Below are 19,500 nucleotides of genomic sequence, written 5' to 3'. Positions count from 1 at the left end.
CGTCGCCGTACCGTCGTCACGACGCCGTCGGGCTCGCCATCCCGCGCCCGTCCCGGGCCGCCGCCTTGCGCCGCGCTCCCGGGCGGGCGTACAGGCTGCCGCGAGAGCCCGCGGAGACTGCTTGCGATGACCGACCGCCTGCCCGGCTTCAACACCCTGGCGATCCACGCGGGCGCGGCCCCCGACCCGGCCACCGGCGCCCGCGCGACGCCGATCTACCAGACCACCAGCTTCGTGTTCGACGACGTCGATCACGCCGCCTCGCTGTTCGGCCTCCAGGCGTTCGGCAACATCTACACCCGCATCACCAACCCGACCAACGCGGTGCTGGAGGAGCGGATCGCCGCGCTCGAAGGCGGAACCGCGGCGCTGGCGGTCGCCTCCGGCCACGCCGCCGAGTTCCTGACGATGCACGCCCTGATGCAGCCGGGCGACGAGTTCGTGGCGGCCAACAAGCTCTACGGCGGCTCGATCAACCAGTTCAACCACTCCTACAAGAACTTCGGCTGGTCGGTGGCCTGGGCCGACACGGACGATCCGGCCTCGTTCGAGGCGGCGATCACCCCGCGCACCAAGGCGATCTTCTGCGAATCGATCGCGAACCCGGGCGGCGTCATCACCGACATCGCCGCGCTGTCCCAGGTCGCGAAGCGGCACAACATCCCGCTGATCGTCGACAACACCATGGCGACGCCGTACCTGATCCGGCCGTTCGAGCACGGGGCCGACATCGTCGTGCACTCGGCCACCAAGTTCCTCGGCGGCCACGGCAACTCGATCGGCGGCCTGATCGTCGACGGCGGCACGTTCCAGTGGGCGGGCGACGCGCGCTACCCGATGCTGAGCCAGCCGCGGCCGGAATATTCCGGCATGGTGCTCGCCGAGACCTTCGGCAATTTCGGCTTCGCCATCGCTTGCCGGGTGCTCGGCCTGCGCGACCTCGGGCCGGCGCTCTCGCCGTTCAACGCGTTCCTGATCCTCAACGGCATCGAGACCCTGCCGCTGCGGATGCAGCGCCACTCGGACAACGCGCTCGCCGTGGCAACCCACCTCGCCTCCCACGAGGCCGTGGCCTGGGTGAGCTACCCGGGCCTGGAGAGCGACCGCTATCACCAGCTCGCCCGGCGCTACACGCCGAACGGGGCGGGCGCGGTGTTCACCTTCGGGCTGAAGGGCGGCTACGAGGCCGGCGTGAAGCTCGTCTCCAACCTTCAGCTCTTCTCGCATCTGGCCAATATCGGCGACACCCGCTCGCTGATCATCCACCCGGCCTCGACCACCCACCGCCAGCTCACCGACGCGCAGAAGACGGCCGCCGGCGCCGGCCCCGAGGTGGTGCGGCTGTCGGTCGGCCTGGAGGATCCGGCGGATTTGATCGAGGATCTGGACGGAGCGCTGGGGGCGTGAGTGCGTTCCGCCGCCCGGATACAACCTGTGACCGGTGCGCACGCGTGTGACGAGCAAATCTTAACCGGCTCCGCTCTACCGTCCCGAGGCGGGCGGCGGTTCGTTCCCGCGCGGAGCGAATCGGATGTCCGTCATCTCCAAGGCGTCGATACGGGCGCAGCTCGCCGTCGCGTTCGGCCTCGCCCTGACCTGCCTCGTCGCCGTGGGCTTGGCGGGCTACTGGGGCCTCAGCGACCTGACGCGCATCAACGGTGAGCTGGGCCGGAGCACGCTGCCGAGCGTCCGCCTCGCGAGCGAGCTGAAGGCGGGCGCCATCGACGTGCGCGTCAGCGTCGTCAACCATCTCCTCCACACCGAGCTGTCGCAGATGCTCTCCGAGGAGAACCTCCTCGCGGGCAAGCTGGAGCGCGTCCGCGCGGGCCTGGACGCCTACGAGCCGCTGATCCGCCTGCCCGAGGAGCGGGCGCTGTACGAGAAGTTCAAGACCGCGTGGACCGCCTTCCTCGAGGCGCTGCCCGGCCTGCTGGCGCAGTCCCGCGACGGCCAGAAGGACGCGGCGGTGGCCGAGAACGCCCGGACCGTCTGGCCGCGGATCAAGGCCGCCACCACGGCGGCGCAGGGCATCGTCACGCTGAACAACAGTGCGGGGGACGCGGTCGTCGGCGAGGGCGAGCGCTCGGCCGGGACCACGCAGACCGTGCTGGTCGGGATCGGCGCGGCGGCGCTGGTCCTCACAATCGCCCTGGCGCTCCTCATCGTCCGGAGCATCGGGCAGGGCATCCGCTCGGTCGTCACCCCCATGACCGCGCTCGCCGGCGGCGACCTCTCGGTCGCGATCCCGCATCAGGGCGAACGCACCGAGATCGGGACGATCGCCGACGCCGTCCAGGTTTTCAAGGGCGGCCTCCTGCGGATGCGCGACCTGGAGGCGGAGACGGCGCAGGCGCGGCTGGCTGCCGAGGAGCAGCGCCGGGCCGGCATGCGCCAGATGGCCGACGGCTTCGAGGCGGCGGTCGGCGGGATCGTCGCCACGGTCACCGCCGCCGCCACCGAGTTGCAGGCGACCGCGGGGGCGATGAGCGGCACGGCGAGCGACGCGGCGGCGCGGTCCGGCGCCGTGGCGGCGGCCGCCGGGGAGGCCGCCGCGAACGTCGGCACGGTCGCGGCCGCGGCCGAGCAGTTGGGATCGTCGGTCGCCGAGATCGGGCGGCAGGTCGACGGTTCGGCGGACCTCGCGCGCGCGGCGGTGGCCGACACCGACCGGAGCGCGGCGCTCGTGCAGGAATTGAGCGGGGCGGTCGCGCGCATCGGCGACGTCGTGGGGCTGATCTCCGGCATCGCGGGCCAGACCAACCTGCTGGCGCTCAACGCCACGATCGAGGCGGCCCGCGCGGGCGAGGCGGGGCGCGGCTTCGCGGTGGTCGCCGGCGAGGTCAAGGAACTCGCCGGGCAGACTGCCCGGGCGACCGACGAGATCGCCGGACAGATCGGGCGGATCCAGGCCTCGACCGCCCAGGCGGTGGCGGCGATCGACGGGATCGGCCGGCGCATCCGGGACCTCGATGCGGTCTCGACCTCGATTGCCGCGGCGGTGGAGCAGCAGGGCGCGGCGACGCAGGAGATCGCGCGCAACGTCGCCCAGGCCGCCGCGGGCACCGGCGCGGTGACGGGCAACATCGCGGGCGTGGCGCGGGCGTCCCAGGAGGCCGGCGCGGCCGCGAGCGAGGTGCTCGCCTCGGCATCCGAGCTGTCGCGGCAGGCGGCGTATCTCTCGACCGAGGTCGACCGGTTCATCTCCGGCGTGCGCGCCGCGTGACGAAGCGGACGGCGCACGCCCGGGACGCGATGCGTTCCGGGCGAAGCGCGCTCAGAACGCCTCCGCCGCCAGCGCCATCGTCGTGTCGGCCCCGGCCTTGATCCGCGCGAGGCGAAGGCCGGTCTCCGGCAGCGACCGGTCCATGAAGAAGCGGCCGGTGACGAGCTTGGCGTCCCAGCGCGCGGGTTCCTCGCCCGCGGCCTTGCGGGCCAGCGCCGCCTTGGCGATCCGCGCCCACATGTAGCCGAGCGCCACGAGCCCGAGCAGGTGCATGTAGTCGGTGGCGCCCGCCCCGGCGTTGTCGGGCTTGGCCATGGCGTTCTGCATAAACCACATGGTCGCGCCCTGGAGGTCGTTCACGGCGGCCCCGAGCGGCTTGACGAAGGCGGCCATGTCCGCGTCCTCGCCGTGGTCCTTCAGGAAGGTCTGGACCTCGCCGAGGAAGGCCATCATCGCCCGGCCGCCGTCCTTGGGCAGCTTGCGGCCGACGAGGTCCATCGCCTGGATGCCGTTGGCGCCCTCGTAGATCATGGCGATGCGGGCATCGCGCACGAATTGCGACATGCCCCATTCCTCGACGTAGCCGTGGCCGCCGAACATCTGCTGCGCCTCCACCGCGTTGGCGAAGCCGCGGTCGGTGAGCACGCCCTTCACCACCGGGGTCATCAGGCCCATGTGGTCGTCGGCGGTCCGCCGCTCGCCCGCATCCTCCGAACGGTGCAGGATGTCGGACTGGAGCGCCGTCCACAGCACCAGGGCGCGGGCCGCCTCGTTGAAGGCGCGGATCTGCATCAGGGTGCGGCGCACGTCCGGGTGGACGAGGATCGGGTCGGCGGGCTTGTCCGGCGCCTTGGCCCCCGTCAGCGCCCGGCCCTGGAGCCGGTCGCGGGCGTAGGCCACCGCGTTCTGGTAGGCGACCTCGGACTGGCCGAGCCCCTGGACGCCGACCGCCAGCCGCGCCTCGTTCATCATCACGAACATGGCGTTGAGGCCGCGATTGGCCTCGCCGACGAGCCAGCCGGTGGCGCCGTCGTAGTTCATCACGCAGGTCGCGTTGCCGTGGATGCCCATCTTGTGCTCGAGCGAGCCGCAGGACACGCCGTTGCGGGGCCCAAGCGCGCCGTCCTCGCCCACGAGGAACTTCGGGACGACGAACAGCGAGATGCCCTTGGTGCCCGCGGGCGCGCCCTCGATGCGGGCGATCACGAGGTGGACGATGTTCTCGGCCAGATCGTGCTCGCCGGCCGAGATGAAGATCTTGGTGCCGGTGATCGCGTAGGAGCCGTCGCCGTTCGGCACCGCCTTGGTCTTCAGGAGGCCGAGATCCGTGCCGCAATGCGGCTCGGTGAGGTTCATCGTGCCGGTCCAGGTGCCCGCGACCATCTTGGGGATGAACCGGGCCTTCTGCTCCGCCGAGCCGTGGACGAGGAGCGCGGCGATCGCCCCCTGCGTCAGGCCGGGATACATGCCGAGCGCGAGGTTGGCGCCCGAGGCGAATTCCTGGATCGCGGTGTTGAGGGTCTGCGGCAGGCCCTGGCCGCCGAATTCTTCCGGCACGGACAGGCCCATCCAGCCCCCCTGCGCGTAGGCGTCGTAGGCGGCCTTGAAGCCCGCGGGCGTCGTCACCGAGCCGTCCGGGTTGCGCCGGCAGCCCTCGCGGTCGCCTGTCTGGTTGACGGGGGCCAGCACCTCCTCGGCGAGCTTGGCGCCCTCGCGCAGCACCGCCTCGACCACGTCGGGCGCGGCGTCGCTGAACCCGGCGAGGTTGTCCCGGGCGTGGAAGCCGAGCACGTCGCCGAGCAGGAACAGCGTGTCCTCGACCGGAGCGCGATAGTGCGGCATGCTCAGCGTGTCCTGCCTGTCCCGGCCGACCGTCGCCGCGGTCGTGCCACCCGGCGCCGAGCCTAACCGGGCGGGCGGACCGGCGGCAACGGCAAAGCTCCGGCCCGTGCGCGAAGGTCACGGGAAAGCGCGGCGCTCCCCGGCGGCAACCTTAACCGGGTGTTTACCAAGAAACTTAAAAGGTTGTCCCCGACCGATCCGCGACCGGTCCGGGCGAAGCGAACCGGCCCGGACCGGCGCGCGGATCCGACGCAGGCTGCCGACGACAGGCCGACGATGACCCGCAACGCCATGCCGCACTTCGACAGCTTCGATCCCGAGGTGCTGGAGGCGGCCCGCGACGTCGCCGCCCGCGCGGGCGTGCCGCTGGAGACCTGGATCGCCTCGGTCGTGCCGGAGCAGGCCACTGCCGGCGGCCGACGCGGGCGCCGCAGGCCCCGCCAGGACCATGCGCCCCGCCAGGACCATGCGCCCCGCCAGGACCCTGCGCTCCGTCAGGACTCTGCGCCGCGCCAGGACCCTGCGCCGAGGCCGGAGCCGCGCCGCGCCGACGGCGAGGCCGCCCGCCATCTCCTGTCCGAACCGCACCCTGCATCGCACGCGGCGCCGCGCGCCGATCTGCGGCACGGGGACAACCGCGACGACCGGGGCGGGCCGCGCGGGCCCGGATCCCGGGAGGCCGACAGCTACCCGCCGGGCTTCGCGGCGCTGATGGACCGGCTCGAAGGCCTCGACCGGGCGATGGAGGCGGACCGCCGCGCGGCCCTGGTCGCCGAGGGACGCCGGCTGGAGGAGATCGAGGCGCGGATCGACCACGCCCTCAAGGCGGGTCCGGCGCAGCAGATGACCGAGCGCCTGGGCGAGATCGAGCGCCGCATGTCGCAGCTCGGCGACCAGTTCGCCGCCTCGCGCCCGCCGGGCCGCCGGGGCCGCCCGGCCGCCGAGGAGGTCCGCGACGCGGTGCAGGAGATCCGCCAGCGCCGCCGTGAACTCGCCGGGGAGCAGCCGGAGGGCGGCGTGGTGGCGAGCATGCGCCGCGACCTCGCCCGCCGCCTGGAAGGCGGGGAGGAGGCCGCCCTCGCCACCGTGGCCGAGCTTCAGGGCGAGACCGCGCGGCTGCGCGAGGCGATCGACCGGCTCGCCACGAGCCGCGACATCGTGGCTCTGGAGACGGCGGTCGTCTCGCTGGCCACCGGCGTCGAGCGGGCGCAGGCCGGCACCGACCTCAGCGCCATCGCCGGCCCGATCGAGAGCATCCGCGCCCAGGTCGAGCGCTTGGCCGAGGAGGTGGCCGAGAACGTCCACGCCCGCGTCGCGGCCGACGTGCAGCGGCTCGCGGGACGCCTGGACAGCGTCGCCGCCTCCGGGACCGCGGATCCGGACCGGCCGATCCTGTCGAGCCTATTCGGCGAACTCGACGAGATCCGGCGCCTGATCGCCGGCCTCGCCGGGCCGGAGCGCATCCAGGGCCTCGCGCAGGGCCTCCAGGCGGTGAGCGCCCAGATCGCCCAGGTCCAGATCGCCCAGGTCCAGTCCGGTGCGGAGACGGGCCTGCGCCCGATCCTGGAGGAGATCCGCAGCGACGTGAAGGGCGCGGGGCCGGTCGTGCTGGCCGAGCAGATCCAGGCGCTCGCGGGCAAGGTCGACGCCCTGCACGCCCGCGCCGACCGGATCGACCGGTCGGGGCAGCCCGATGCCGGCTCGGCCGACATGGCCTCGATCCAGGGGATGCTGGCGAGCCTCGCCGAGAAGGTCGACCGGGTCGGCACCCGCGGCGGCGGGCTCGACGCGCTGGAGCGGCAGGTCCTCACGCTGGCCGACCGGATCGAGGCCCCGCGCGGCGCCGACCCGGCGCTCGCCGGCCTGGAGCGGACCATGGACGACCTGCTGGAGCAGGTGGCGGCCCTGCGCGCGTCCACGCCCGACGAGGCGGCGCTGGAGCGCGCGGCCCGCAACGCCGTCGCGCAGACCCTCAAGGGCACCGGCGTCTCGGCCGCCGATCTGGGCGAGATCGGCCTGCTGCGCGCCAGCCTCGCCGACATGCAGAGCCGGCAGGCGGCCGCCGACCACCGGCTCGGCGCCACCCTCGAAGGCGTTCAATCCGCGCTCGACCGGCTCGTGGCCCGGCTCGGCCCCGCCGACGGTCCGGCGCCGCGCGGCCCCTCCCTCGACGAGCGCCTGATGGCCTCGACGAGCGCCGACGCGTCCAGCGCCGGCCGCCGGGCGCTCCGCGAGCCGGCGGGCGAGCTGCCGCGCCTCGGCGACGCCCTGCTGGAGCCCGGCGCGGCGCGCCCCGCCCGCGAGCCGACGGCGGAGCCGGCGCAGCGGGAGCTGACCGCCCGGCGCCCGACCCGGGAGCGCCCGCGCGAGCCCGGCACGGATTCCGCGCGGGCCCGGCCGGACGGCGCCCCCGAGAGCGACATCAAGACGAGCTTCATCGCTGCCGCGCGCCGGGCCGCTCAGGCCGCCCAGGCGGAACTGGCGGCCGAGGCTCCCGCCGAGCGCCGCGAGGGCCGCGCCCGCATGGTCCTGCCGAGCCTGTCGGCGGGCGAGGGGCGGCTCGGCCGGCTGCGCGCCGAGATCGACCGGCGCCGGCGCCCGCTGCTTCTCGGGCTCGCCGCCATTGTCCTGGCGCTGGGCGCCCTGCAAGCGATCAGCATGCGCGGCGCCGACGAAGCGCCGCGCCCGGCCCCCGTCGTCCAAGCCCCTGCCCGGGAGGCACCTCCGGCCCAGGCGCGGAGCGAGGCTCCCAAGGAGGAGGCGGCGCCCGCCAAGCAGGCGGTGGCCGATCCCACGACGACGCAAGCTCTGCCGACGCCCCTCCCGGCCGAGGCGCGGCCGGCCCCGGCCAAGGGCGGGATGCCGCACGTGGCGGGCATGAGCGCGGTGTCGGCCGAACTCGGCAACATCCCGCCGGGCCTCGCCAAGGTGAAGCAGGCCGCCCTGGACGGCGACGGCGCGGCGGTGTGGGAACTCGCCGCGCGCGAGGCCGACGGCCGGGGCATGCCGCGCGACCTCGCGGTGGCGGCCAAGCTCTACGAGAAGCTCGCCGCGGCCGGCTACGCCCCCGCCCAGTACAAGCTCGCCGGCCACTACGAGAAGGGCTCCGGCGTGGTCCGCGACCTCGCCCAGGCCAAGCTCTGGTACGGCCGCGCCGCCGAGCAGGGCCACGCCCGCGCCATGCACAATCTCGCGGTGCTCTACGCCGAGAACCCGGCCGCCAACGGCAAGCCGGACTTCGCCTCGGCCGCCTCGTGGTTCCGGCAGGGCGCCGAGTATGGCATCCGCGACAGCCAGTACAACCTCGCGGTGCTCTACGCCCGCGGCCTCGGCCTGACGCAGGACCTCGTGCAGTCCTACGCGTGGTTCTCCGCCGCCGCCGCCCAGGGCGATGAGGATGCCGGCAAGAAGCGCGACGACGTGGCGAACAAGCTCGGCCCGGATGATCTCGCCAACGCCAAGACCGTCGCCGCGACCTTCAAGCCGCGCAAGGCCGAGCCCGCGGTGAACGAGCCGCCGGCGATCCGCGACGCGACGCCCGCGCCGATGTCCCTGCTCGGGGCGCCGGCACCGGCGCCGAAGGGCTTCACGCCCCCGGGCACGAAGACACTGTGAGCGGTGCAGTGCGGCACGAAGCTTGACCGGCGTGCCGCGATGCGGAACCCTCGGCCCCCGCACTCGTATTCCCGGCGGGGCGCGCGGAGAACCGCCCGCTCCGCCGGCGCGGAGGTTGAATGGCGCGCGTGAACCCGGTGCCGATGGGCGCCCTCGTCCTCGGCGTGGCGGGCCTGATCCCGTTCCTGGGCTTCGCCGCCCTGGCGGTCTCCGGCAGCGACGGCGGCCTCAGCAGCATCGGGCTGGCGCCGCGCACCATCCTCTCCGCCTACGGTGCGGTGATCGCCTCGTTCCTCGGGGGCATCCGTTGGGGTGCGGCGGCCGCGCGCAACGCCGGCAACGGCGACTACGTGGTGGCGATCGTCCCGTCGCTGATCGCCTGGGCGGCGATGGCGGCGCCGGCCCCCTGGGACCTGCGCATCCTCGGCGTCCTGGTCCTGGCCTGGGGCCTCATCGACCAGGATCTCCCCCGCCGCGGCCTCGTGCCGCTCTGGCTCGGCCGGCTGCGGCTGGTGCTCTCCGGGGTCGCCGGCGCGGCGCTGCTGATCGCCGCGTGAGGTGCGCCCGCCGGACGGAGCGCGCCGCGCGGCCGAACCCGGCGGCGCGAGCCGTTCAGTAGCCGACGCCGAGGATCAGGAGACCGTAGGCCGGGATTGGTCCGTAGAGCGCGGCGTCCGGCAGGGGAACGCCGGCGGCGGCGAGCGCGCGCTCGGTCTGAACCCGGCGATGGGCGTGGCGCGCCGGGCGGCAAGCCGACCGGTCGAGGGCCCAGGCCGGTCCGGCGCAGGCCAGGCCGGGGGCGCGGGGCGCGTCGGCGCGGGCGCCACCGCAGGCCAGCAGGGCGCCGGCCAGACCCGCGGCGAGGGCCGCCCGCTGAACGATCCGCGTCATCTCACGTCACCTCCGATTGCGACCGCCGCGGGGTCCCGCGGGTCCGGTTCGCGCCTCGTCCCTGTCCCGCGCGGATGCGCGGGGGCCTCATCGCACGCCCGGCCAGCCCGGCCCGGCGCGCTTCGCGTCCAGCGGCCGGTTCCCCGACCTCAGAAGCCGATGCCCATCATCGGCGCACCACCGCCACCACCGCCGCCGCCGCTGGCGCGGGGCGCGGGGGCGCGGGCCTCGGCGCGCATCCGCGGCGCCGGGGCGGGCCGCGGCCGGGCGGCCTCGGCGGCGCGGGCGCGGGCCGATTCCTTGGCGGCGGCCGCGGCGCGGCGGCGCTGGTCGGCAGGGCGGCGGCCTGCTCGGCCTGCCGCTCGGCGGCGCGGCGCGCGGCCGTCTCGGCCTTGCGGCGATTGGCGGCGGCGGCCTCCTCGGCCTCGCGACGGCGCTCCTCGGCCGCCTCGCGGCGGCGGGCGGCGGCGGCCCGCTCCGCCTTCTGCTCGGCGGCGGCCTCCGCGGCCGCCTCGGCCTTGCGCCGCTCCGCCTCGGCGGCGGCCTTGGCCTTGCGGCGCTCGGCCTCGGCGACCTTGGCCGCCTCGGCGGCGGCCTTGTCCTCGGCGCTCACGGCCGCCTCGGCCTTGGCGCGCTCGGCCTCCGCCGCCTTCCTGCGGTCCTCGGCCTCCTTCTGGCGGGCCGCGGTCTCGGCCGCCTTGACCCGCTCGCGCTCCGCCGCCTCGCGGGCGGCCGAAGCCGCCGCCGCGGCTGCGGCCGCCGTGGCGGTCTCGGCGTCCTGGCGCTGCTGGTCCTTGAGGGCCTGCTGGCGCGCCTTCTCCTCTGCCTCGCGGGCCGCCTTCGCCACCGCGGCGGCGCGGGCCGCCTCCTCGGCCTCCCGCTTGCGCACCGCGATCTCGGCCTCGATCTTCGCGCGCTCGGCGGCGAGCGCCGCGGCCCGCTCCTCGGCCTCCTTCCGGCGCCGGGCCATCTCCGCGAGCCGGGCGGTCTCCTCCTCCTCGCGCTTGCGCGCGGCGGCCTCGGCGGCGCGGGCGCGCTCCTCCGCCTCCCGCTGCCGGGCGGCCGCCTGGGCCTCGGCCTTCTGGCGCGCGGCCTCGGCCGCCTTGGCCTTCTCGGCCTCCTCGCGCTGGCGGGCCGCCTCCTTCTCCAGCAGCTTGCGCTCCGCCTCGGCCGCTTTCTTCTGGCGCTCGTCCTCCTCGCGCAGGCGGGCGACGTCGCGCTCCTGGCGCACGCGCTCCTCTTTCTCGCGGGCGAGGCGCTCGACGGTCGCGAGCCGGTCCTGAGCCTCCGGGATCAGCGGCGAGGACGCGTGGGTGTCGATGAACTTGCGGATCGCCGCGGCGTCCGTCGAGGTCTTCAGCTTGTCCCAGGCGCGGATCTCCGCGGCGGTGGGCTTCGGCGCGGGCAGCACCGCCGGCACGTCGGTCCGCGGCGAGACCTGGGTGCCGCCCTCGCTCGGGAATCCCGGCTCGGTGCGGGCGGCGACGCGGGTGACGCCCTCGGGCGCGACGCTCGCGAACTTGGCGATCTGCACGCGGGCGAGATCGGCGTAGAGGCCGGCCTTGTGGGTGTTGAGGTAGACCTCCCAGGCGGCCTTCGTGCCGACCCGCTCGACGATCTCGTAGTCGGACTTCGCCAGATCCTCGGCGGTGCGGGTGTTGGCCATCGGCGTCAGCGCCGCGGTCTGGACCCGGGCGGGGACCAGGGCGACGGTGCCGCCGCCGAGCGAGCCGTAGACGAACGGCTCCTGCTGCCGGTTGGTGGCCTTGAGCACGTCGTCGCGCACCCGGCCGAAGGCGAGGCGGATGTCGAGCCCCGGCACCGCGAGGTTGGCGAGGAGCGCGGTGGTGAACGGGCTGTGGGCGCCCTCGCCGTCGTTGGCCACGGCCTGCGCCTTGGCGGCGTAGGCGATCAGCGTGTCGGTCTGCTGCGGCTCGACCTTGCCCAGCCCGGCGGTGATCGCCCGGGTGGCCACGCGCCGCTTCATCTTGCCCGCGAACGGGTTGTCCCGGCAGGCGTCGAGGATCACGAGCCGCAGGCGCTTGGCCGGCTCCAGGGCGTTGAGGATGCGGTCGAGGGAGATCGCCTCGTCCTCGGCATCGCGCTCGTTGATCAGCTTGGCGTCGGTCGGGATCAGGTAGTTCGTCTCGCGGATCTCGATGCCGTGGCCGGCATAGTAGACCACCGCGATGTCGGACTCGTTGGCCGCGTCCTCGAACTCGCGGATCGCGCGCTTGAATTCCAGGTTGCTGACATCGTTGCGCGCGGTGACCACCTCGAACCCCGACGCGCGGAACAGCTCGGCCATCGCGTTGGCGTCGTTGACGGCGTTGGGCAGCTTCGGCACCGACTGGTAGGCGCCGACGCCGACCACTAGGGCGACCCGGCGGCCCTCGGCCGAGGCCTGCTCGGCGAACAGCGTCAGCAGCGCGCTGACGAGCATGGCAATCGCGAACCGGGTCACGGCAGTCGCCTTCGAGTGCGGGACCGGGCCGGGTCTGCTGACCGCGCCGTCGCCTCGGCCGCGAAACTAGGCCCTGTGCCCCGCCCACGCAACGCGAAAGTAGCTTATCCGGCCGGTCCCGGCTCGGCGAATGCCGCGCGACGTGCGCTTCTTCACATCGAATGCGGCCGGATACTGCCGAACCGCCGGACATCGAGGCTCCCGTGCGCGGAGCGGGCGCCGCGCGTGCGGACCCGCCCGCTCACGGGGCCGCGGCCACCGGCCGGACCGCGTCGCCCTCGCGCAGGAAGGCGCCGGCCCGAGCGACGACCGTGTCGCGCTCGTCGAGCCCCGACCGGATCTCGACGTCGCGTCCCGACCCGAGCCCCACGGTCACCGGGCGCGCCTCGACGCGACCGTTGCTGGCGACGTAGACCACCGGCCCCTCGGCCTCTCGGCTGACCGCCGAGAACGGGACGGCCACGCCGCAGCGCTCGCCGAGACTCACCACGGCGCTGGCGAACCCGCCGGCCCGGGGCGCGGCCGCGGACGCATCGTCCGCCACGAGGGCGAGGCGCACGCGACCGAGCTGGGTGGCGGGATCGACGTCCCGGGCGACGAATCGGACCCGGGCGCGGCCCGGCGGCCCGCCGAGCGGCGTCACCGTCGCGTCCTGGCCGGCGGCGAGGCGGTCGAGGGCCGCCAGCGGCGCCTGCGCCTCCAGCTCGAACGTCGCGCCCTCGGCGATCTGGAACAGCGGTGCGGCGGCGGCTGCGGCCGGGGCGCCGGGGCGGGCCTCCGCCCGCAGGACGAGGCCCGCGACCGGGCTGCGCAGATCGACGCGCCGTCCGTCCGCCTCGCCGGGCCGGCGCAGTTCGGCGAGCACCTGTCCCTCGCGCACGGATTCGAGCGCGGCGGTGGTCACGCGGGCGACGTTCAGACCCTCGACCTCCGGCCGCACGTCGACCGCGCGACGCGGCACCACGACCCCGGTCAGGCGGATCTCGTCGGGAAAGCACGCGCGCCGGGCGCGCACGACGCTCACGGCGATCAGGTCGTCGCGCACGCCCTCGGCGACCGCCGCGGTCTCGCCGCCTCCGGTGAGGTAGCCGGCCCGCCAGAGCCCGCCGAGCCCGAGCGCGATCAGCAGCGCCGCCGCGAGCGTTCCCCAGCGCGCGGCCCGCGCGCGGGCGGAGCGGCCCGGCTCGCGGGCGGCCGCGCCGGCCGGATCGCCCGGCATCACCACGCGGAAGACGTGGACCGGGCGCGGGATGTTCTTGAGCCTCCGGGCCCCGGCATCGCGGAAGGTCACGCGCACTTTGCCGGAGACCGCCTCGTGCAGGCTGCGCGACAGGCAGATGCCGCCGGGATCGGCGATGCCCTCCAGCCGGGCGGCGATGTTGACGCCGTCGCCCAGGAGGTCGCCGTCGACCTCCACCACGTCGCCGAGGTTGAGGCCCATGCGGAAGCGGACCCGCCGCTCCGGGGGCGCGCCCTGGTCCTGGTCGCCGAGCGTGCCCTGGATCGCGAGGGCGGCGCGCAGGGCCTCGACCGCGCTCGGGAACTCGGCGAGAATCGCGTCGCCGGCGGTGTTGAACACGCGGCCGCCGAATCGGTCCACCGCCTCGCGGAACACGGCCTTCGCGGCGGCGAGGCGGGCGAGGGCGTCTTCCTCGTCCTCGGCCACCAGCCGAGAGTAGCCGGCCACGTCGGCGGCGAGAATGGCGGCGATGGTGCGCTTCACCGGCCGCGCCCCCGCCGGGCGCGGGGCCCGTGATCGGGCCGCCCGCCGTCGCACGACCGTTCCGGAACGCCGGATCCCACTGTTCCGCATCTCCGGAGCCGCCGCGACGTTCGGCCGCCGCGGACGGACCGGGATCAGCTTCGAATCCCCGGTCTCTGTCAAGCGCGCGTCGGACGCGCCGTTCCGCGGCGCTGGGATCCGGGCCGGATCGCATCCCGCGCGGCTATCGCTCCGATGCCCGGGATGCCATCTTTAGGTTGTTATACGGAATCCAACTCGCCATAAGCGGGTGCCTGCGGGGGCGACATGGCGCGGCACAGGCATTTCGACCGGACGTTCAGCGTGCTGCGCGACCTCGACCGCGCCGGCTCGCCCGACGCGATCGCGCAACTCCTGGTGGGGGCGCTCTCCGGGTACGGCGTCGCCTACGTCATGGCCGGCACGGTGCCGGCGCCGAATCTGCCCGCCCGGCGCCACGCCGGCTTCGTCCTCACCAGCACCATGCCCGAGGCCTGGAGCCGCCGATACGTGGCGCGGGGCTACGCCTACCACGACCCGACCGTGCGGCGGCTGTGCACCAGCGCCGACCCGTTCGCCTGGAACGCCGCCGAGCCTCACACCCCGGAGGCCGAGCTGGTGATGCGCGAGGCGTCGGAGTTCGGCATCCGCGCCGGCCTCACGATCCCGTTCGTCACCCTCGACGGCGAGCCCGGCGGCATCAGCCTCTCGGGCGAGCGCATGGAGATCGCGCCCGCCGACCGGGTCGGCGTGAACCTGATCGCCACCTACGCGGTCGGGCAGCTCCTGCTCATGAGCAGCCGGCCCGCCAAGCCGGACCCGGTCCGGCTCGCTCCGCGCGAGCGCGAGGCGCTGCAATGGGCGGCCGAAGGCAAGACCGACGCCGAGATCGGGATGGTGATGGGCATCACCGCCTCGGGCGTCGACTACCACCTGAGATCGGCGCGTGCGAAGCTCGACACCGTGAACAAGGCCCACACGGTGGCGCGCGCCCTGCGCGCCGGGCTGATCACCTAGTGGCGGACTTCCGAGGCGTCTTCAGGACGTTATGGGCCAGACTCAGCGCTCCGCCTCCCTACGGTTTTCCGTAGTACCGCGGCGCGCACGATCACGGAACACTCACGGCACACCAACGTGAGGTTCAGCCGTGATCCACATCGTCACCCCCGCCAACGCCGACCGTTACGCCGCGGAGATGGAGCAGGTCTGGCGCCTGCGCCACGCGATCTTCGTCGAGGAGAAGGGCTGGTCCGACCTCGCCCGGCCCGACCGCCGCGAGATCGACCAGTTCGACACGCCGCACGCCGTGCACTTCCTGGCGATGGAGGGGGAGACGGTGATCGGCTACAGCCGCCTCCTGCCGACCACGCGCCCGCACCTCCTGTCGGACGTGTACCCGCACCTCTGCGAGGGCGAGCGGCCGGTCGGGCCCCACCTGTGGGAATGGACCCGGCAGGGGGTGGCGCGCTCGCACCGCGCCCGCGGCCGGGTGGTCAACCCGGTGTCGATCGCCCTGCTCACCGGCATCGTCGAGTGGGGGATGGCGAGCGGCGTCTCGGCGCTGCTGCTGCAGATGCCGACCCTGTACATGATCCACGTCATCCAGTTGCACTTCCGCGCCCAGCCGCTCGGCCTGCCGCAGCCGATCGGCGGCGAGGACATCATGGCCGCGACCGCCGCCTTCGACGACCGGACGCTCGCCAAGCTGCGCGCGGTGCACGGCGACGCCCGCTCCGTGCTGGCCCCCACCTACACCCACATGGCCGCGTGATGGTCGCGTTCGACACGGGCCGCGCCGGGCCGCAGCCCGACTCCCTCGAAGCGCTGGCGGAGCACTGCCTCGCCGCCAGCGACCTGATCGACGGGCTCGCCGATCCCGTCATGCGCGCCGCCATCGACGTGCTGCTCGCCGAGATCGGCCGGGCCCTGGCGCGCAACCTGCCGCCGCCGGACCGCGCCGGCGCGAGAGGTAGCGGATGAGGCGGTGCGTGAGGCCGCAGGGATGGCGAACCCCGCTCCGGCGGGGCGCCCGCCGCCGACGGGCTCACGGCCCCGAGGCCCAGCCCCTGTAGGATCCGACGGTCTCCGGGGTGACGAGCACCGAGGGAATCAGCACCATCGGGTCGGCTGGCTTCTGCCCGTTCAGGATGCCGTAGCCGATCTTCACCGCCTGGGCCGAGATGGCGAACGGGTTCTGGCTCGCCGAGGCCTTGATCAACGTGTTGCCCTTGAGCGCCGTCTCGATGTCCGGCGCCCCATCGACCGACGTGATGACGATGTTCTTGCGGCCGAGCTGCCGCGCCGCGAGGTCCGAGCCGATCGCCTGCGGGTCGTTGATGGTGAACACGCCGGCGATCTCGGGAAAGCGCGTCAGGTAGCCCTGCATCGCCGCGAGCCCCCCCTCGCGGCTGCCCTTGCCGTCCTGGTCGTCCGACAGGATCTTGATCTCGGGACGCTTGGCGAGGCTCTCCTTGCAGCCCTTCACGCGGTCGATCACCGCCGAGACCTGCGGACCGTTCTCGATGATCACGTTGCCCCGGCCGCCGATCTTCTCGGCGAGGTAGGCGCAGGAGATCGCGCCGGCCTGGGTGTTGTCGGTCTGCACCGTCGCGTCGGCCCCGGACGCGGCCACGTCGACGCCGATCACCACGATGCCGGCCGCCCGCGCCCGGCGCACGGCGGCGAGCACCGCGCGGGGATCGGCGGCGTTGATCAGGATCAGGTCGACGCCCAGTGCGATGAAGTTGTCGATCTGCGTGAACTGCTTGAACAGGTCGTACTCGGCGCTCGCCACCGTCACGCGCACGTTCGGGTTGATCGCCCGCGCGGCCGCCTCGCCGCCCTTGGCGAGCGCCACGAAGAACGGGTTGCCGAGCGAGCCCAGGGTGATGCCCACCGCCTTCAGTTCCCGGGCGGGGGCGGGTCCGCAGAGCGCCGCGAGCGCGAGGCCGGCGAGGGCGAGCCGTCTCAGCATGGATGCATGACCTTCCTGGCGTAGGTGCCCCGGCCCGAGGAACCGCCGAGGCGAAGTCCCGAAAAGAATCAGGTGCGGGCGCCGGGCTGGCGGAAGCGGTCGAGGGCCACGGCGCCGACGATGACGAGGCCCTTGATGATGAACTGCCAGATGTCGGAGACGCCGAGCAGGATCAGACCGTTCGAGAGCACGGCGATGATCAGCGCGCCGATCAGCGTGCCCCAGATGGTGCCGACGCCGCCGACGAAGCTGGTGCCGCCGAGGATCACCGCGGTGATGGCGTCGAGCTCGTAGGTCTGACCGACCTGGAGACCGTTGGCGGCGTAGAGCCGCGACAGGGCCATGATGCCGCCGAGCCCGGCGAGGAAGCCCGAGGCGCAGTAGGCGAACAGCAGCACCGCCCAGACCTTGATGCCCGATAGCCGCGCCGCGTTCGGGTTGCCGCCGACCGCGTAGATGCGCACGCCGAGCACCGTGCGGCGCAGGATGAACCACGACACCACGATCACCAGGAGGGCGATGATCGCCAGGATCGGCACGCCGAACACCGCGTCGTTGCCGATGAAGGCGAAGGGCAGGTCGGGATTGAACACCGTGGTGTCGTGGCCGATCAGCCGGGCGAAGCCGCGCAGGTAGGTGAGCGAGCCGAGCGTCACGATGAAGGGCGGCAGGCGCAGGCCGGCGATGAGGACGCCGTTGATCAGCCCGACGAAGGTGCCCATGCCGAGGCCGGCCAGGATCCCGAGCACGCCGCCGCCGGGCACGAACGAGACGAGCGCCCCGCACATCGCCGAGATCGCGACGATCGAGCCCACCGAGAGGTCGATGCCGCCGGTGAGGATGACGAAGGTCATGCCGGCGGCGAGCACGGTGTTGATCGAGGCCTGCTGCGCCACGATCGACAGGTTCTGGCCGGTGAAGAACCGCCCCTCCGTCAGCAGGTGGAAGCCGATGCACAGGATCAGCAGCACCGGCAGCATGCCGATCGCCTGGACGATCGAGCGGATCTGAACTTGGCGCGCCGAGAGGCCGGCGCCTCCCGAGCCGCGCGGGGCCGGTTCCGGCGCTCCGGACGCGCCGGGCGCCTTGGCGGGCACGACGACGAAGCCGGACGTGTTCTCGCTCATCGCCTGCTCCCGACGGGGCTCACCGCCCGGCTGCGCTCCGGCGGCACGGCCTCACGCGGCCTGCGCCGCGGTGCCCGAGGCCAGCCGCATCATGTTCTCCTGCGTGATCGCCACGCCGGTCCGGCCGCCGACCTCGCCCTCGATGCGGCCCTCGCGCATCACCAGCACCCGGTCGCAGGTGCCGATGATCTCCGGCATCTCGCTGGAGATGACGATCAGGCCGATGCCGGACTGCGCCAGCGCGTCGATGATCCGGTAGATCTCGGACTTGGCGCCGATGTCGACGCCCCGGGTCGGCTCGTCGAGGATCAGCAGCTTGGGGCCGATCTCCAGCCAGCGGGAGAGGAGCACCTTCTGCTGGTTGCCGCCGGACAGGGAGCCCACCGGCACCAGCGGGCTCGCCGCCCGGACCCGCAGCGCCTCGAAGGCGGCGAGCGCCCGCTTCCAGCCCCGGGCCCGGTCTAGGACCCCGCCGGGGCGGGCATCGCGGTCGATCACGCCCACGTTGATGTTGTCGCCGCAGGACATGTCGAGGAACAGGCCCAGCGCCTTGCGGTCCTCGGTCAGGTAGGCGATGCCGCGGTCGATCGCGGCCTTGGGACTGTCGATCGTCACGGGCGTGCCGTCGAGGCGGATCTCGCCGCCGGCCTTCCGGTCGGCGCCGAAGATCAGGCGGGCGAGTTCGGTGCGGCCCGACCCGACGAGGCCGGCGATGCCGAGCACCTCGCCGCGATGCACGGCGAAGCTGCACGGGTGGACCCGGCGGCCGCCGTCTGTGAGACCGACCGCCTCGAACACGGCCGGCGGGGACGCGTCACTTGGCGCCGCGCCGGCCGCCGGGTCCGTGTGCGCCTTCTTGTAGAAGGTCGAGAGGTCGCGCCCGACCATCATCTTGACGAGCGACTCGGCCGAGAGACCGTCCCGATCGAGGGTGCCGACGTAGCCGCCGTCGCGCAGCACCGAGACCCGGTCGGACAGCTCGTAGATCTCCGCCATCCGGTGGCTGATGTAGATCAGGGCGATCCCCTCGGACCGGAGCTGCCGCACCAGGGCGAACAGGCGCTCGGTCTCGCGGGCCGAGAGCGCGGTGGTCGGCTCGTCGAGGACGAGGATGCGCGAGTCGGCGTGCAGCGCCCGGGCGATCTCGACGAGCTGCTGCTCGGCGATCGACAGGGTGCCCACCACCGTCCGGGGCCCGAACGGCGCGCCGAGCCGGTCGAGCACCGCCCGGCAGCCGCGGGCCATCGCCGCCCGGTCGACGATGCCGCCGCGGCGGATCTCGTCGCCGAGATAGATGTTCTCGGCCACCGTTAGGTTCGGAGCGAGCGCCAGCTCCTGGTAGATGATGGCGATGCCGGCGCGCTTGGCGGCGATCGGCCCGGTGATCGAGACGGGCGTGCCGTCGATCAGGATCTCCGCGCCCGCGTCCGGCTGGTGGGCGCCGGAGAGGATCTTCATCAGCGTCGACTTGCCGGCGCCGTTCTCGCCCATCAGGGCCAGTACCTCGCCGCCCCAGGCCTTGAGCGAGACGCCGTTCAGCGCCTTCACGCCGGGGAAGGTCTTGGAGACGTTGCGCATCTCCAGGCGCGGGACGCGCCCGTCCGCCTCGGCCATCGAGCCTCC

At 74.0% G+C, this 19,500-nt stretch carries 14 protein-coding genes; 7 read left to right on the top strand and 7 right to left on the bottom strand.

The window, feature by feature from the left end:
• The first annotated feature begins 126 nt into the window (after window positions 1-126).
• Complete coding sequence (locus Q8W71_RS01130; protein WP_305523466.1) at window positions 127-1,407, top strand: O-acetylhomoserine aminocarboxypropyltransferase; 1,281 nt, start codon at window positions 127-129, stop codon at window positions 1,405-1,407.
• 124 nt (window positions 1,408-1,531) lie between these two features.
• Window positions 1,532-3,223 carry a methyl-accepting chemotaxis protein gene (locus Q8W71_RS01125; RefSeq protein WP_305523465.1) on the top strand — a complete coding sequence of 564 codons (1,692 nt, stop codon included), beginning with the start codon at window positions 1,532-1,534 and terminating at the stop codon, window positions 3,221-3,223.
• 51 nt (window positions 3,224-3,274) lie between these two features.
• Here Q8W71_RS01125 and Q8W71_RS01120 read toward each other — a convergent pair whose 3' ends face one another.
• Window positions 3,275-5,065 carry an acyl-CoA dehydrogenase C-terminal domain-containing protein gene (locus Q8W71_RS01120; RefSeq protein ID WP_305523464.1) on the bottom strand — a complete coding sequence of 597 codons (1,791 nt, stop codon included), beginning with the start codon at window positions 5,063-5,065 and terminating at the stop codon, window positions 3,275-3,277.
• A 276-nt stretch (window positions 5,066-5,341) separates the two neighbouring features.
• Between Q8W71_RS01120 and Q8W71_RS01115 the strand changes: the two genes are divergently transcribed.
• Together Q8W71_RS01115 and Q8W71_RS01110 are read left to right on the top strand one after the other, a co-directional pair.
• Complete coding sequence (locus Q8W71_RS01115) at window positions 5,342-8,680, top strand: hypothetical protein (RefSeq protein WP_305523463.1); 3,339 nt, start codon at window positions 5,342-5,344, stop codon at window positions 8,678-8,680.
• Between the two features lie 119 nt (window positions 8,681-8,799).
• Window positions 8,800-9,237: a DUF3429 domain-containing protein gene (locus tag Q8W71_RS01110; protein ID WP_305523462.1), complete on the top strand. Its 438-nt coding sequence runs from the start codon at window positions 8,800-8,802 to the stop codon at window positions 9,235-9,237.
• Window positions 9,238-9,292: 55 nt separating this feature from the next.
• Here the strand turns inward: Q8W71_RS01110 and Q8W71_RS01105 are convergent, their stop codons facing one another.
• The 3 genes from Q8W71_RS01105 to Q8W71_RS01095 all read right to left on the bottom strand — a co-directional run bounded on the left by Q8W71_RS01105 (window position 9,293) and on the right by Q8W71_RS01095 (window position 13,758).
• A complete protein-coding gene (locus tag Q8W71_RS01105) occupies window positions 9,293-9,571 on the bottom strand; it encodes a hypothetical protein (protein WP_305523461.1) in 279 nt (92 codons plus the stop codon).
• A gap of 166 nt (window positions 9,572-9,737) precedes the next feature.
• Window positions 9,738-12,035, bottom strand: a complete 2,298-nt coding sequence (locus Q8W71_RS01100; protein WP_305523460.1) for a caspase family protein — start codon at window positions 12,033-12,035, stop codon at window positions 9,738-9,740.
• Window positions 12,036-12,276: 241 nt separating this feature from the next.
• On the bottom strand, window positions 12,277-13,758 hold the full coding sequence (locus tag Q8W71_RS01095; protein WP_305523459.1) for an HlyD family efflux transporter periplasmic adaptor subunit: 1,482 nt from the start codon (window positions 13,756-13,758) through the stop codon (window positions 12,277-12,279).
• Between the two features lie 306 nt (window positions 13,759-14,064).
• Between Q8W71_RS01095 and Q8W71_RS01090 the strand changes: the two genes are divergently transcribed.
• The 3 genes from Q8W71_RS01090 to Q8W71_RS01080 all read left to right on the top strand — a co-directional run bounded on the left by Q8W71_RS01090 (window position 14,065) and on the right by Q8W71_RS01080 (window position 15,756).
• The gene (locus Q8W71_RS01090; protein WP_305523458.1) at window positions 14,065-14,793 is read left to right on the top strand and encodes an autoinducer binding domain-containing protein; all 729 of its coding nucleotides are present in this window, start codon (window positions 14,065-14,067) and stop codon (window positions 14,791-14,793) included.
• A 130-nt stretch (window positions 14,794-14,923) separates the two neighbouring features.
• Window positions 14,924-15,547, top strand: coding sequence for an acyl-homoserine-lactone synthase (locus tag Q8W71_RS01085; RefSeq protein WP_305523457.1), 624 nt, complete (start codon window positions 14,924-14,926; stop codon window positions 15,545-15,547).
• The gene (locus Q8W71_RS01080; protein WP_305523456.1) at window positions 15,547-15,756 is read left to right on the top strand and encodes a hypothetical protein; all 210 of its coding nucleotides are present in this window, start codon (window positions 15,547-15,549) and stop codon (window positions 15,754-15,756) included. Before Q8W71_RS01085 ends, Q8W71_RS01080 begins: the two co-directional genes overlap by 1 nt.
• 64 nt (window positions 15,757-15,820) lie before the next feature.
• On the opposite strand, the gene Q8W71_RS01075 is transcribed toward Q8W71_RS01080, so the two are convergent.
• From Q8W71_RS01075 to Q8W71_RS01065, 3 genes are all read right to left on the bottom strand, one after another.
• Window positions 15,821-16,750: an ABC transporter substrate-binding protein gene (locus Q8W71_RS01075; protein ID WP_305523455.1), complete on the bottom strand. Its 930-nt coding sequence runs from the start codon at window positions 16,748-16,750 to the stop codon at window positions 15,821-15,823.
• 68 nt (window positions 16,751-16,818) lie between these two features.
• Window positions 16,819-17,877, bottom strand: a complete 1,059-nt coding sequence (locus tag Q8W71_RS01070; RefSeq protein WP_305523454.1) for an ABC transporter permease subunit — start codon at window positions 17,875-17,877, stop codon at window positions 16,819-16,821.
• Window positions 17,878-17,928: 51 nt separating this feature from the next.
• Entirely contained in the window at window positions 17,929-19,491 is a 1,563-nt protein-coding gene (locus tag Q8W71_RS01065) for a sugar ABC transporter ATP-binding protein (protein WP_305523453.1), read from the bottom strand.
• Window positions 19,492-19,500: the final 9 nt, after the last annotated feature.

This window comes from Methylobacterium amylolyticum (assembly GCF_030700245.1).
In the GTDB taxonomy this organism is placed as follows: Bacteria; Pseudomonadota; Alphaproteobacteria; order Rhizobiales; family Beijerinckiaceae; genus Methylobacterium.
Note: the sequence above shows the minus strand (reverse complement) of the source record. Positions and strands in the feature narration are given on the sequence as shown.